This window comes from Stenotrophomonas sp. 21LCFQ19, from assembly GCF_056861425.1.
On record NZ_JBSPUF010000001.1, the window covers coordinates 470,487 to 486,642 of the forward strand.

The window sequence follows — 16,156 nt, forward strand, 5'->3', positions numbered from 1 at the left end:
CAATGTAGCGCCGAGCCATGCTCGGCATCGGTTACGTTCGGCAATGCTTGCGCTGCCGAGCATGGCTCGGCACTACAACAACAGCAGCAACAGCAGCAACAGCAGCAACAGCAGCAACAGCAGCAACAGCAACATCCTGCCGGGCATGGCTCGGCACTACACAAGATCGATGCGGCACTAAACACTGCCGCCCAAGCACAGACAGGAGCTCCGCCCATGACGAAGTCCTTCCACAAGCGCAGCCGCGCGCCGTGGCTCAGCAGCTGCGTATTGCTGGGCATGTCCGCCCTGCAGGTACAGGCCGCCGACACCACCTCCGCCCCTTCGCTTGTCCCCCTGCCCGCCAGCTACCAGGCTGGCGGCGGCAAGGACTTCGTGCTGCAGAACTCCGCCCGCGTCGGCGGCAACGACGAGGCAGCGCGCCGCGCCGCCGCGCAGTTCGTGACCCTGCTCAAGCAGAACGGCGGCCCGACCCTCACCGTGGCCGACAACGCCAGCAAGGCGCAGGTCCGCTTCCGCCTCGATCCATCGGCAACCAATACCGCCGAAGGGTATGCACTGAAAGTTTCCAACACCGGCATCGATGTCAGCGCCGGTGATGATGTCGGTCTGTTCTATGGCGCGGTCACGGCCGCGCAGCTGCTGACCGGCAACACGCCAGGCCATGTCGCCGCCGCCACCATCAACGACACCCCGCGCTTCCCGTGGCGTGGCTTCATGCTCGACTCTGCACGTCACTTCCAGAGCATGGACGAGATCAAGAAGCTGCTCGATGCGATGGCGCAGCACAAGCTCAATACCTTCCATTGGCACCTGACCGATGACCAGGGCTGGCGCATGGAGATCAAGCGCTATCCGAAGCTGACCGAAGTCGGCAGCTGCCGCGTGCCGCTGGGTGATGCCGGCATCAATACCGCCACCGGCGAAGCGCGCCAGTACTGCGGCTACTACACACAGGAGCAGATCCGCGAAATCATCGCCTACGCCGCCGAGCGCCACATCCAGGTGATCCCGGAAATCGACGTGCCCGGCCATGCCACCGCCGCCATCGTCGCCTACCCGGAGCTGGGTACCACCGAACAGAAACTGGTCATCGACAATCAGTGGGGCGTGTTCCCGAACCTGTTCAACACCGAGGAAGCCACCTTCCAGTTCCTGGAGAACGTGCTGGAAGAAGTGATCCAGATGTTCCCGTCCAAGTACGTGCACGTCGGCGGCGACGAAGCGGTCAAGGACCAGTGGATCGCCTCCAAACGCGTGCAGGAGCGCATGCGCGAACTCGGCGCCAAGGATGAAATGGAAATGCAGAGCCATATCATCAAGCGCCTGGAGAAGTTCCTGGAGCAGCACGACCGCCGCCTGATCGGCTGGGATGAAATCCTCGAAGGCGGCCTGCCGCCGGAAGCCACGGTGATGTCCTGGCGTGGCACCGAAGGCGGACTCAAGGCCGCCAGCGAAGGCCATGACGTGGTGATGTCGCCTGTCACCCACATGTACATGGACTACCTGCAGACCGAGTCGCCGAACGAGCCGCCGGGCCGCCCGGCCACCATCACCCTGCAGAAGGCCTACGAGTTCGAGCCGGTACCCGCCGAACTGGCAGCGGACAAGCGCTCGCACATCCTTGGCCTGCAGGCCAACATGTTCAACGAGCACACCCGCAACAACCAGAACCTGGAACACAACCTGTTCCCGCGCCTGGCCGCGGTCGCCGAGACCGGCTGGAGCCCGCAGGAGAAGCGCAACTTCGGCAACTTCCTGCAGCGCCTGCCGCAGCAGCTGCAGCGCTACCAGGCGATGAACATCGCCTATGCGAAGACGCCGTTCCAGGTCGACATGATCGACAAGGGTGAGCACCGCACTGGCGCGGTGCAGGTGAGCCTGAACAATCCGCTGGGCTACCCGGTGCATTACACGCTGGATGGCAGCCCGGTCACCGCAAGCTCGCCGCTGTATGCGCAACCACTGCAGTTGAAAGTGCCGCTGCAGGTACAGACCGCCGCGTTCTTTGATGGCAAGCCACTGGCCAGCGCCAACACCTTCAAGCTTGACGCTGCTTCGTTGCTGGTCCGCGAAGACACCCAGCTGGGCCTGTGCCCGAATGGCGGCAAGCTGCTGCTGCGCCTGGAAGATGACGGCCCGGCAGAAGGCGAGCGCGAAGTGTTCAACGTCAACATCTTCAACCCGTGCTGGTTGTGGAGCGATGTTGACCTGTCGGATATCAGCCGCATCAAGGTGCGTGCAGGCCGCATTCCGTACAACTTCCAGCTGGCCCATGACGAACCGTCGCGCAAGTTCGCGCCGGCACGCACTGCCCATGGCGAAATGGAGATCCTGGCCAACTGCGAAGGCAAGCCACTGGCCTCGATACCACTGCCGGCCGAACCGAACGCCGACGGTTTCCTCGAGCTGGACGCCAGCATCACCGCCCCCGCAGCACGCGGCGACCTGTGCGTGCGCTTCACCGGCGACACCCGCCCGAACATGTGGACACTGGACTGGATCAAGCTCGAACCGGGCAAGTAATCCACACAGCGGTTTGATGTCGACAGAAGGCCACCGCTTGCGGTGGCCTTCTGCTATCTCTCACCCGGCCTGCGGAGATTCCCGGAGTGTTGCGATTTGTGGGAGCGGCGTAAGCCGCGAAGCCACTGGTCCAGCCGTTGGCAGCAGCCCTGCACGTCGCCTCCCCGAGGCCCACTGCCTGCCGGGGTGCCTGAAAGTCCTCGATTTCATTTCCACCGGCTTCGCGGCTTACGCCGCTCCCACAAGGGCTTTTGTCGTGCCAAAAAATTTCACGCGACTTCAGCAACCCCGGGGAACTCAACACAAAATCCCTCAGGGATTTCACATGAAACAAAAATAGCCCCTTAAATCATTGATATATAGGCATCGCCAGCTTAGCGCCGAGAGTGAAAATTTTTTGCAGTGCGCCTTGACATCGTTGTCACGAAGCGCTGACACTCCGCATGCCGCAACGCCAACAGGTGTCGCGCCAACTTCCAGGGGACGTGCGTGGTTGCCAGCCGGAATCCAACAGCCAAGCTGACCACTCCGACATCTGTCGCGCCGTTGCTGGCCGCCGATGTGGGCGGCACCCACGTCCGCGTCGGACTGGTACAACCGGGCAGCAGCACCGGCGCGCCCATGCAGCTGCTGGCCTACCGCCAGTACCGCTGCGCCGACTACCCTGACCTGAGCAGCATCCTTGCCGAGTTCCCGGTCGACCACGCCAACGTGCGCGAATGCGCCATCGCCAGCGCCGGCTACGCCCTGCCCGATGGCACGGTGATCTCCGCCAACCTGCCGTGGCCGTTGTCCTGCAACCGCATCCGCGATGACCTCGGCTTCGCCGCGGTTCACCTGGTCAACGACTTCGAAGCCGTGGCGCATGCCGCCGCACATATCGACGCCAGCGATGCCCTGCAGCTGAGCGGACCGGCCACCGCTGCCGAGGGTCCCGTACTGATCGTTGGCCCCGGCACCGGATTGGGCGCGGCGCTGTGGATTCCCAATGGCAATCGCTCAATGGTGCTGGCCACGGAAGCCGGGCAAGCCTCGCTGAGTGCCAGCAGCCCGCTGGAAGTCGCCGTGCTGCAGCACATGCTGCACGGGCGCAGCCATGTCGCCATCGAACACGCCCTGTCTGGCCCGGGCCTGCTCAATCTGTACAACGCGCTGTGCGCCGTGCGCGACACCATGCCCGTGCACACCACGCCCGATGCAATCAGCGCCGCCGCCTGCGACGGCAGCGATCCGCATGCCGAACAAACGCTGCAGCTGTTCTGCGCGATTCTCGGCTCGACCATTGGCGACATGGCGCTGCTGTACGGCGCCCAGGGTGGCATCTACCTGGCTGGCGGCATCCTGCCCAAGATCAGCCAGTTCCTCATCAACAGCAGCTTCGCCGAGCGATTCCTCAACAAGGGACCGATGCGCGAGGCGCTGCAACGCATCCCCGTGAAGTTGGTAGAACACGGGCAACTGGGCGTCATCGGCGCCGCCAGTTGGTATCTGGGACGCAGGGAAACAGAACCCGTCGCGTCGAGTCCGGCAGTACCGCAGGTGCATGAGGCTGTCTGCTCGTGCACGGGTTCCCACTGAACTACATACGGCCGGTTCGCCGGCATCCATCAATGATGAGGAGAGACATCATGAGATACCGCAAGTCCGTACTATCCGCCGCCATCGTCACCTGCCTGAGCTTTTCCGCGCACGCGCAGGATGCAGGCCAGGAAGCCACCGAGCTTGACCGCGTCGTCGTCACCGGCATCCGCGCCAGCCTGCAGCAGTCGCTGGAAACCAAGCGCAATGCCGACGCCATCGTCGACGTGATCACCGCCGAGGACGTCGGCAAATTCCCGGCCACCAACGTCGCCGAAGCGATGACCATCATCCCGGGCGTCACCATCGACCGTGCATACGGCCAGGGCGAGAAAGTGTCCATCCTGGGTACCGATCCGGCCTTGAACCGCACCCTGCTCAACGGCCAGTCCATCGCTTCCGGCGACTGGAACATGTCCGACTTCCCGACCCGAACCTTCAACTACTCGCTGCTGGCGCCGGAACTGGTCGGCAAGGTCGAAGTGTTCAAGTCGCCGGAAGCACGCCTGGACGAAGGCTCGATCGGCGGCACCGTCAATATCTCCACGCGCAAGCCACTGGACATGCCGGAGAAGGTCAGCGTCAGCGGTCGCGTCAGCTACGGCCGCAACGACCGCGTCGACAAGACCGATCCGAGTGCCTCCGCCGCCTTCGGCTGGAAGAATCAGGCCGAGAACTTCGGCTTCATTCTCTCGGCACAGGCCAGCAACGAAAGCATCCGCCGTGACGGCATCGAGTCCTACGGCACCGTCACCGCCAAGAACTACCGCGATGGCGTCGATGGCGCAGCCGGCTCGGTCAACAACACCGGCGATGACTGGTCGGTGCCAGCACTGCCGAATGGGCAGCAGCCGCAGAAGCCGGGCACCTGCCAGGGCGCCTGCGCGGACGCCCTGAACGCCAACCCGAATGCCGTGGGCCCCGGCTCGATGAGCGCACATTTCTTTGAACAGAAGCGCAAGCGCAACACCTATTCGGCATCGCTGCAGTTCAAGCCGGTCGAGCAGCTGAACATCGAGTTCAACGCATTGAAGGTCGACGCAAACTTCGACCACATGGCCCAGTCCATGTTCGTCTGGCCTGGCAATACCTATGGCGGCCTGATGACGATGACCGATGTCACCATCAAGGACGGCTTGATTACCAGCGGTACGCACAAGAATGGCCGCGTGGCGTTCGATCTGCAGAACCGCCGGGCCAAGGTCGAGTCGGAAACCTACGACGTCAAGGTCGACTGGAACGATGAACGCTGGTTCGCCTCCACCCACATCGGTCGCACCAAGGCCGAAGGTGGCCCGAAGCAGGTCTATGGCAGCTTCCTGGCCAACGCCGACTACACCTGGTCGATCGAAAATGGCCCGAACAAGCCGGGCAGCGTCATCTTCCACGGCGCAAACCCGTTCACCGACCCGGAAGCTTTCCGCATGGATGGCGGCTATGCCAATCCGTGGCACACCAACCCGCCAGCCGAAGGCAACTGGGCATCGGGCTGGGGCGGCAACCTGGTGGAAAAGCCAACCCTGGACAAGGAAACCTACGGCCAGCTGGACTTCGGCCTGAAGCTGGATTCGCCGGTCTACCTGATCCGCGCCGGCTACAAGCAGCGCTCGCATGAAACCGGCCAGATCCAGCGCGGCGTGACGCTGGCATCGATCCAGGGCTATGGCGATGCCACCGCCTCGATGTTCAACCCGCGCCCACTGCCGGGCAACTATCTGAGCGGCTTCGGCGGCTATGGTGACCTCGCCGATCGCTTCACCATCGACGGCTGGGCACTGGCCGACTACATCGCCAGCAACAAGTGGCTGGCACCGTGGCAGACCGCACCGGTCCCGACCACGCTGGGCAATGCGGAGTTCGCACGCAACACCTGGACCATCGAAGAAGACATCAAGGCCGCCTACGTGCAGGCCGACTTCAGCTTTGACCGCCTGCGAGGCAACATCGGCGTGCGCTACGTACAGACCGAAGTGGGCAGCGGCGCCTGGATCTGCACCGTCAACAACCCGAAGGATTGCACGGCGGACAAGTACGAGTGGCGGGTCAAGCCGAGCAAGTACAACAACGCGCTCCCGAACCTGAATCTGGTCTACGACGCTACCGACGAGCTGGTGCTGCGCTTCTCCGCAGCCAAGACCATGGCCCGTCCGGGCTACGCTGACGTGTCCAGCTACCTGTGGCTGTCCGATCAGCAGCAGACCGGCGGCGGCGGCAATCCGGACCTGAAGCCCTACCTGTCCACCAACCTGGACTTCTCGGCCGAGTGGTACTTCTCGCAGAACGCGATCCTGGCCGGTTCGCTGTTCTACCGCGACGTTTCCGACTACATCCTGATGGCAACTCGCGAGGAAACCCACTGGAACATCAACCAGGGCAAGGAAACCATCTATCGGGTTGATCGCCCTCAGAATGCCGGCGACGCCAAGATCAAGGGTGCATCCCTGGCGTGGCAGCAGAACTTCGGCATGGGTTTCGGCATCGTCGCCAACTACACGTACTCCGATGGCGAGGCCACCAATGGCCGTCCGCTGCCGTACAACTCGAAGAACCAGTTCAACATTGCGCCGTTCTTCGAGAACGACAAGTTGGCAGCCCGCATCACCTACAACTGGCGCGACAAGTACTTCACCAACGTCAGTGGCGGTCGTGACCTGTGGACCATGGACTACACCTCGGTCGATGCCTCCATTTCCTACAAGATCACCGACAACCTCACCGTTGCCCTGGAAGGCATGAACCTGCTCGATGAGGAGTACCACTCCTACTCCGGCACCGAGCAGCTGCTGCGCGGCGCCTACCTGAGTGGCCGTCGCTACAACGCTTCGCTGCGCTTCGCCTTCTAAGCCAGCACCAACGCAATACCGTTTCCGCTGTTCTTTCTCCTCCAGCGGGCCTGGGTTTTCCAGGCCCGCTTTTTTTGTGCCCGTGCAGGCAATCGCTGCAATGAAGCGGAACCGCAATTACCAATGAATTGACGCTGAACATAATTTTCAGGCATCAAATAAATACCGTTGAATCCATTTCAGTAGATATGAATGGAAATTTCCTTTCATAGCAAAATCGCTTTATTAAAAGCACTAAACGCATGAAATCGCCTTCTTAAGCCGGGTCTTTTTCATGAAAATTATTTTTGCAAAAAGAAAAAATTCACCGCAAACTCCACTCCTGGCTGAACACCGGTAGTCCCGCGCTCCACCCAACGCATCGAGGCATGACGTGGACAAGCATCGCCAGCAACACCTTCACTTTTTCCACGTCGGCAGCCTGCATCGCAGGGCGGCCGCGCGCGACCTCATCCCCACGACCGCCTCTGACTGACGCCAGATTCCACGCGGCCGGCCAGCTCGCTGACCGCGACCATCTAACCGCATGCCCGCCCGGGCTGCGGCAATCACTGACCGGCTCGCATTCGTCGGCCATCCATCAGCAAAGGGAGAGAGACCTTTGAACCACCGCAAGTCGCCGCTCACCGCCGCCATCATCAGTTGTCTGGCAATCAGCTTCTCCGCCGCCGCCCAGGACGCACAGAAAGAAGCAACCGAGCTTGACCGTGTCGTCGTCACCGGCATCCGCGCCAGCCTGCAGCAATCGCTGGAGACCAAGCGCAATGCCGATGCCATCGTCGACGTCATCACCGCCGAGGACGTGGGCAAGTTCCCGGCCACCAACGTCGCCGAAGCGATGACCATCATCCCCGGCGTCGCCATCGACCGCGCCTTCGGCCAGGGCGAGCGCGTCAGCATCCTCGGCACCGATCCCTCGCTCAACCGCACCCTGCTCAACGGCCAGACCATCGCCTCGGGCGATTGGAACATGTCCGACTTCCCCACCCGCACTTTCAATTACTCGCTGCTGGCACCGCAGCTGGTTGGCAAGATCGAGGTGTTCAAGTCGCCCGAAGCCCGTCTGGACGAAGGCTCGATCGGCGGCACCGTGATGATCAGCACGCGCAAGCCCCTGGACATGGAAAAGTCGCTGACCATCTCCGGCCAGGTCGGCGTGACCCGCAATGAAGTGGCCAGCACCAACGACCCGAATGCAGCGCTGCTGCTGGGCTGGAAGAACCAGGCCGAGAACTTCGGCGTGGTGTTCTCGGCACAACGCGACGAAGAAAACATCCGCCGCGAAGGCTACGAGGCATTCAACGTCATCACCGCCAGTGCATTCAATGCGTCGATCGCCAACGGCACCTGCGCTGGCGCCTGCGCCGACGCGATCCGCGCCAATCCGAACGCCATCGGCGTCAACTCGGCCGGTGCCGGGTTCTTTGAGCAGGAGCGCAAGCGCGACACCTATACCCTGAGCCTGCAGGCCAAGCCGGTCGACAAGCTCGACATCGAGTTCAATGCCTTCGCCATCGATGCCAGCTATGACCATCAGACCCACCCGATGTTCATCAACCAGGGCAACAACTTCCACAGCGGCGGCAGGCTGACCGACATCACCATCAAGGATGGCATCGTCACCGGTGGCAAGATGAAGAACGCGCTGTCGATCTTCGACCTGCAGAGCCGTTGGGCCGAAACCGAATCGCGCACCTACGACCTGAAGGCCGCCTGGAACGACGAACGCTGGTCGCTCAGCACGCAGATCGGCAGCACCCGTGCCGATGCCGGCCCGCGTCAGTTCTACAGCGAATTCCTCGCCCACACCGACTACGAATGGAAGGTCAAGAACTCCGATACCAATCCATTCGAAGTCAGCTTCCCGAACGGCAACCCGTTCACCGACCCGTCGCTGTTCCGCTTCGAGGGGTGGGCAGGCAACGTGGTCGAGAAGCCGACCGTGGACAAGGAAAAGTATGGGCAGATCGACTTCGGCCTGAAGCTCGACTCGCCGGTCTACCTGCTGCGCTTCGGCTACAAGCAGCGCGATCACTTCGTCGGCCAGGTGCAGCGCGGCTTCGGCCTCAATACCGCCGCTACAAACAGCGCCGGCGAGTTCGGCCCGCGGCCGATGCCGGGCGATTACCTGTCTGGTCTTGGTAATGGCGGCGCACTCTCGGATCGTTTCACCGTGGACCCGGCCAAGCTGTACGAGTGGATCATGAGCGGCAAGTGGTTGGCGCCGGGTGCTTCGATGCCTGCGTTGTCGCCTTTCAACTCCGGCGAATTCGCGCGCAACACCTGGTCGATCGAGGAGGACAGCAAGGCTGTCTATGCCCAGGCTGATTTCAGTTTTGATCGCCTGCGCGGCAACATCGGTGTCCGCTACGTGCGCACCGAAACCACCAACGAAGGCTACACCTGCGCCAACAACGTGAACCCCTGCCCGCAATGGGAAACCGTCGTCGCGGGCAAGAAGTACAACAACGTACTGCCCAACCTCAACCTGATCTACGACCTCAACGATGATGTGGTGCTGCGCTTCTCCTCGGCCAAGGTCATCGCCCGCCCGAACTATGCGGACATGTCCAGCTACATCTGGCTGACCGACCTGAACCTGTCCGGTGCCGGCGGCAACCCTGACCTGGATCCGTACCAGTCCACCAACTTCGACTTCTCCGCCGAATGGTACCTGTCGGAGAACGCGATCCTGGCCGCTTCGCTGTTCTACCGCGACGTCAAGGACTACATCCTCAACCAGTCGCAGAAGGAAACCCACTACAACATCAACCAGAACCGGGATGATCTGTACGACGTGACCCGTCCGCAGAACGCCGGCAACGCCAAGGTCCGCGGTTATTCGCTGGCATGGCAGCAGGGCTTCGGCGCGGGCTTCGGCATCGTCGCCAACTACACCTTCTCCGATGGCGAGGCCGATGATGGCCGTCCGTTGCCGTTCAACTCCGAGCACCAGTTCAACATCAGCCCCTACTTCGAACAGGGCAACTGGAGCGCACGGGTCACCTACGGCTGGCGCGACAAGTACTTCACCCGCATGGCTGCGGCCAACACCCAGGTGTGGACCGATGACTACGCATCGCTGGATGCCTCCGTCGGTTATCGCATCAACGACAACCTGGCCATCCAGATCAACGCCATGAACCTGCTCAACGAGAAGTACCACAGCTACTTTGGCAGCAAGGCGCTCACCAATGGCCTGTACACCACCGGCCGTCGCTACATGGCGTCACTGCGTTTTGATTTCTAAGTCAGGCAACCGCTGCTGATGCCGTACCGCGGGCCCGGTTCGCCGGGCCCGCCCCTTCCTCCGCATTCACCTCTCCACGACCCTGACCGGGCCACCCCGATGCATGTCTCCTTCTGCAACCGTGCTCCTGTTCTGCGCCAGCAACGCGCCTGGAAGCGAATGCTGCCCGTCTGCCTGTTGGCAATCAGCGGCCTCGCACAGACACAGACACAGACAACCGATCTTTCCGGCTACTGGCTTGGTGAGATAGGCAGCGCACGCGAAAAGGTCGTGATCGGATTGCAGCTGCAGGCTGATGCCGACGGCCGCTACGACATGCAACTCGACCTGCCGGCGGCTCACCTGCAACGCCTGCCGCTGCCCGACAAGGCCGAGTTCGACAACAAGGTGCTGGCGCAGAGCGCACTGCACATGCGTCTGCAGCAAACAGGCAACCGCCTTGTTGGCAGCATGCTTGGCGAAGGCGAGCAGGTCAGCCTGCGCCGCGCCAGCCGCGAACAGCTGCCCGCTGCAACGCATCCGGCCACCGACGCGGAAACCTTGCCGGCCCCGCGCTGGAGCACCCGCCTGGGCGGACAGATATTCGCCTCCCCGGTCACCCATGAAGGCATCGCCTATATCGGCACTACCAGCGGCGCGGTATCTGCAGTCAGGCTGGACGACGGTGCGGTGCTGTGGACCGCAACGACCGGCTATCCGGTGTATGCCAGCGCATTGGTGACCGCCGATGCGGTATTCGTGAGCAGCGATGGCGGTTACCTGCATCGCCTCGACCGCCATAGCGGGCGCGAACAATGGCGCTCCTCCATCCAGGGCAGCCAGACCAGCCGCGAACCACCGCATCCCCAACTCGCCGCCTGGGAATGGCAGGCGCCGCGTCCACTGCTCATCGACGGACAGCTCTACATAGGCGGCGCCGATAGCACCGTGCAGGCACTGGATGCAAAAGACGGTGCCATGCGCTGGAAGACGCAGTTGCCCGGCCGCATCCTGCACAGCCCCGCCAGCGATGGCAGACACCTGTTCATCGTCAGCGAAGCAGGTGCCGTGCAGGCATTGGCGCTGCGCGATGGCAGCCCAATCTGGCAGTACCGCATGAAGTCCCGACCGGGGGCAGCGCCGATGGTGCACGCCGGCCGCGTGTTCGCCAACGATCGCAGTGGCGTGCTGTACGCACTCGGTGCGGCCGATGGCCACCCGCGTTGGCGCAGCCAGTTCTGGACGTCGTGGATAGAGTCGGAACCCGCCTTCGATGGCGACACGCTGTATATCGGTTCTTCCGATCTACGCAAGATCAGCGCGATCGATATCCGCAACGGACACGTGCTATGGCGCACCGATGTGGGCGGATGGAGTTGGGGAACGCCACTGCAGCTGGGCGATCACCTCATTGTCGGCATGGCGGCGGGCAAGCCGTATTTCCTTGAACACAGCGCCGGCATGGCCCTGCTCGATCGCCGCGATGGTCGCCTGATGGCGCGGCGCACGATGCCGGCCGGGCATGGCTTTCAATGGGGCATCGCCGGCAACCTCGCTACCGATGGCAGCATCGTGGTGGCCGCCGACATCGAGGGGGTGCTGAACGGCTTCGCCCTTGATGCGATGATCCCGAAGCGCAGCAGCACTGCCTCCTTGCCATCACCTGCACTGCTGCAGGTCGGCTCCGTCTTGCCTTCCTCCCCCCATGGATTGCAGCAACCGTAACTTCAACCGCGAACGCACCAACCGGCTGCACGCCAGCCGATATTTCGAAGAGGATTCACGATGACCGGACACCGACTTCCCACCCATGCACTGTACGCTGCGCTGCTGCTTGCAGTGGCCGCACCCAGCGGCCATGCGCTTGCTGCCACCACTACTGCGCCTGCGTCGTGGCAACAACCGGTGGAAGTCACAGGCGCCAGCATCATTCCGCGTCCGGTATCAGTGCAGCCGGGCAATGGCCGCTTCTACGTTGATGCATCGACCCGTGTCATCGCTGCAGACGCTGCCAGCGAAGTCGCCAACCAGTTCACCCAGCTGCTGGCGCGCACCACGCCGCTGCAACTCCAGGCCAGCAGCAGTGGCCAAGCCAAAGGCGCAATCCAGTTCCGCATCAACAAACCTGCCGCCAATGCCGCATCGCCGGAAAGCTATTCGTTGCGCATCAACAGCGATGGTGTGCTGGTCGAAGCCGGTGATGCGCGAGGTCTTTTCTATGGCGCCATGTCGCTATGGCAGCTGCTTTCCGGCGCACCCGCAAGCAGCATCACCTTGCCGGCGATGCAGGTTGAAGACGCACCGCGTTTCAGCTGGCGTGGCTTCATGCTCGACTCGGCGCGGCATTTCCAGAGCATCGACGACATCAAGCTGATCCTCGATGCGATGGCCACGCACAAGCTCAACACCTTCCACTGGCACCTCACCGATGACCAGGGCTGGCGCATGGAGATCAAGCGCTACCCGAAACTGACCGAAGTGGGCAGCTGTCGTGCAGCGGCGGGCGAAGCCGGCATCGGACCCGATGGCAAGCCGCATCTGTACTGCGGCTACTACACGCAGGAGCAGATCCGTGACGTGGTGGCCTATGCTGCCGCACGCCACATCACGGTTGTGCCCGAGATCGACGTACCCGGCCATGCGCAGGCCGCGGTAGCAGCCTATCCGGAACATGGCGTTGTCGATGGCCCAACCCAGCCATCCGCCAATTGGGGCGTTAACCCCTACCTGTTCAACCCGCGCGAAGAGACCCTGCAGTTCCTGGAAAACATCCTCGCCGAAGTGCTGGAGATGTTCCCCGGCCAGTACATCCACATCGGTGGCGACGAGGCGGTGAAGTACCAGTGGCAGGATTCGCCGCAGGTGCAGGCCTATATCCGCGAGCTGGGCCTGAAGGACGAAGAAGCACTGCAGTCGTACATGCTCAAGCGCCTGGAAAAGTACCTGGAAGACCACGACCGCAAACTGATCGGCTGGGACGAGATCATCGAAGGCGGCTTGCCGCCGCAGGCCACGGTGATGTCCTGGCGCGGCATCGAAGGCGGCATCGAGGCGGCCACCCACGGCCACGACGTGGTGATGACGCCGGGCAATACCTTGTACCTGGATTTCCTGCAGACCAATCTGCCGGAAGAACCCACCGGCCGTCCCAAGTTCACCTCGATGCAGCGCGTCTACGCGTTCGACCCGGTGCCGGCCGAGCTGACCCCGGCGCAGCGCAAGCACGTGATCGGCGTGCAGGCCAACATGTGGACCGAGCACACCCGCAACGGCAAGGACCTCAAGCACAACGTGTTCCCACGCCTGGCGGCGCTGTCCGAGATCGCCTGGACGCCGCTGCAGAACAAGAGCTACGACGACTTCCTTGCACGCCTGCCGGCGCAGTTGCAGCGCTACAAGGCATTGGGCATTGATTACGGCCAGACCGCGTTGTCGGTGGCAATGAAGCGTCAGGACGATCGTGCAGCTGAGAAGGTGACGGTCGAGCTTTCCAACCCGCTCAGCTACCGCGACATCCGTTACACCACCGACGGCAGCACGCCGACCGCGCAGTCACCGGCCTATCCCGGCGCGCTGACCTTTCCGGTGCCGACCGTGCTGACCGCGTTGACCTTCTTCAATGGCAAGCCGGTGGCCGACAAGCCCAGCCAATGGAACTTCGATGCGCAGTCGCTGCTGACCCGCACCGACAAGACCCTGGCGCAATGCCCGCAGGGCGGCCGCCTGCTGCTGCGTCTGGTCGATGACAACCCGCTGCACGGTGAGCGTGACAACTTCGACGTCACCATCTTCAACCCGTGCTGGTTGTGGGAAGACGCGCAATTGCAGGACATCGCCTCGATCAAGGTGCGCGCCGGTCGCATTCCCTACAACTTCGGCCTGCTGCGCCCCGAGGAAGCCAAACGCGGCTTCCGCAAGCCGGTGAGCCAGTACGGCGAGTTTGAAGTGCGTGCCGGCTGCGAGGGCCGCGTGCTGGCCACGGTGCCACTGCCGCAGCAGCCGGGCAAGGATGGCTTCATTGAACTGGAGGCGCCGCTGCAAGCCGGCGCCGGGCAGATCACCGACCTGTGCATGACCTTCAGCGGCGATACCCGTCCGCAGATGTGGGTGCTGGACCAGGTGCGTCTGCAGCCGAAGCAGTAAGGCCCGGGGAGCAATCACCGGGAAGGCGCGGTGCGGTACGTGAGTCCTCTCCACCCACGTCCCGCACCGCACCGACTTTGCAAAATCACCGGCGACTTGGCAGCGCCTGTGATGGCGCAAACGTAGCAGCCCAAGGGCCGCCTGCGGAAGTGCCATAAGGGCGGAAATAGCTGATTTATCTAAAGAATTAAGTTGCAGCCGCAACCAGAACAGGTTGCGGCGCAGCCCGGCGGCCCACTAACGGCTCAACGCCCTTGCAGCCTCAACAGCACATCCCGCAGCGGCGTCAGCACCGTCAACATGCCGATCAGTACACCGCTGGCATTGGCCAACGCATCCATTGGATCGGCCATGCGCGTAGCAGTCAGTGCGCCTTGCGCCCACTCGATGCCCACGCCCATCGCAACCAAACCTGCGGCCACCCAGCACAGCGCGCGGCGGCTGCCGAACAGCTGCACCGCACTGGCAGACAGGATGAAGTAGGCCAGCAGGTGCTCGACCTTGTCACTGTTCTGCGGCAGGTTCAGTTCTGGCGGCGGAATCAGGCACACCACGATGACGGTCAACACCGCCGCACACCACAGGCCCAACCAGAACCCCTGCCGACGCAGCGGCTTCAGCGTCGTGCTTACAGCCGCCACGTCAGGTCACCGAGCAGGAAAGCCGCCGACATGTCGACGTCGCGGCTGAAGCCCATCACCTGGAAGCGTTCGCCCATCTCGGTTGGCAAGGTCAGCCGCTTAAGCTGGTCGCGCAGGCGCAACTGGCCGACTTCATCGGTGCGCTCCTCAGCCTGCAGCAGCAGATCGGTGATGCCGTTGCCGAGCAGGAAGTTGGCCTGGTTGCTGTAGCCGGCCAGCTCAAAACCGGCATTGGTACCGGCTTCAGCCAGCGCGGTGAAATCCACCGAGGCAGTGATGTCCTGCAGACCCGGCCACAGGAATACGTCGTTGTGCACGCGGTGACGGTAAAACGCGCGCATCGTGCCGTCGTTGCGATCGTGCTGGTAGAACTCGCTGCGCGAATAACCGTAGTCGACGAACAGCATCGCACCACGCTGCATGCCACCGGCCACGGCCTGGATCCAGTACGGCAGCTGCGGCAACACCTCGGAGCGGTAACCGTGCGCGAACGGACGCTCCAGATAGCGTTCCACATGCCGCACCGCGCCCAGCATCAGCTGGTCGGCCGGTTGCGCGCCGCGCACGAAGCGGCCTTCGCCATCGAGCTCGACGGTCTCTTCATAGATCTCGCCTTCGTCGGCGAGGAAACGCGGTGTCGGCAGGGCATCGATCACTTCGTTGGCGAACAGCACGCCGTCCCAATCGTCATCGAACGGCCGGTCCAGCCACTCCACCAACGCGAACACCGGCGGAATGAGTGCACGTTCCAGGCGCTCGCGCTGACGCTCGCGCAGGTCGGCACTGGGCTCGAGGATCGCGTAGCGCTCAGGCAGCGCGTCCAGCTCCAGCAGGCGCTTGAGCATGATTTCGGCAAACGCGCCGCTGCCGCCGCCCAGTTCCAGCATGCGTGCCTGCGGGCCGAGCTGCTTCAGCACCGGCGCCACCGCATTGGCAGTGGTGGCGGCAAACAATGACCCGATTTCCGGCGAGGTGACGAAGTCACCGGCCGCACCGAACTTGCTGGCCCCGGCGCTGTAATAGCCCCAACCCGGCGCATACAGTGCCAGCTCCATGAAGCGCGAGAACGGCACCGCACCACCTTGGGCGAGGATGTCCGCACGCAGGTGCGCGGCCAGCTGCTCGCTGTGGGCGAGCGCATCTGAATCGGGGGTTGGCAGGTCGGAATGCATGATGCGGCGGTTTGCGAGGACAAT

The 16,156-nt window shown here is 62.9% G+C and carries 8 protein-coding genes; 6 read left to right on the forward strand and 2 right to left on the reverse strand.

Annotated features, from left to right (window positions below; genetic code table 11):
• The first annotated feature begins 216 nt into the window (after positions 1-216).
• From AC13FW_RS02070 to AC13FW_RS02095, 6 genes are all read left to right on the forward strand, one after another.
• Positions 217-2,526 (forward strand): beta-N-acetylhexosaminidase, encoded by a 2,310-nt coding sequence (locus AC13FW_RS02070; protein ID WP_482988024.1) that lies wholly within the window; start codon positions 217-219, stop codon positions 2,524-2,526.
• Between the two features lie 489 nt (positions 2,527-3,015).
• Positions 3,016-4,104: a glucokinase gene (gene glk / locus AC13FW_RS02075; protein WP_482988025.1), complete on the forward strand. Its 1,089-nt coding sequence runs from the start codon at positions 3,016-3,018 to the stop codon at positions 4,102-4,104.
• A 50-nt stretch (positions 4,105-4,154) separates the two neighbouring features.
• Complete coding sequence (locus AC13FW_RS02080; RefSeq protein WP_482988026.1) at positions 4,155-6,947, forward strand: TonB-dependent receptor; 2,793 nt, start codon at positions 4,155-4,157, stop codon at positions 6,945-6,947.
• A 601-nt stretch (positions 6,948-7,548) separates the two neighbouring features.
• Complete coding sequence (locus AC13FW_RS02085) at positions 7,549-10,197, forward strand: TonB-dependent receptor (RefSeq protein ID WP_482988027.1); 2,649 nt, start codon at positions 7,549-7,551, stop codon at positions 10,195-10,197.
• Positions 10,198-10,356: 159 nt separating this feature from the next.
• Complete coding sequence (locus AC13FW_RS02090) at positions 10,357-11,901, forward strand: outer membrane protein assembly factor BamB family protein (protein ID WP_482988028.1); 1,545 nt, start codon at positions 10,357-10,359, stop codon at positions 11,899-11,901.
• A gap of 60 nt (positions 11,902-11,961) precedes the next feature.
• A complete protein-coding gene (locus AC13FW_RS02095; protein WP_482988029.1) occupies positions 11,962-14,319 on the forward strand; it encodes a beta-N-acetylhexosaminidase in 2,358 nt (785 codons plus the stop codon).
• 245 nt (positions 14,320-14,564) lie between these two features.
• Here AC13FW_RS02095 and AC13FW_RS02100 read toward each other — a convergent pair whose 3' ends face one another.
• A complete protein-coding gene (locus AC13FW_RS02100; RefSeq protein ID WP_296253030.1) occupies positions 14,565-14,960 on the reverse strand; it encodes a VanZ family protein in 396 nt (131 codons plus the stop codon).
• Positions 14,948-16,132, reverse strand: a complete 1,185-nt coding sequence (locus tag AC13FW_RS02105) for a class I SAM-dependent methyltransferase (protein ID WP_296253031.1) — start codon at positions 16,130-16,132, stop codon at positions 14,948-14,950. Before AC13FW_RS02105 ends, AC13FW_RS02100 begins: the two co-directional genes overlap by 13 nt.
• Positions 16,133-16,156: the final 24 nt, after the last annotated feature.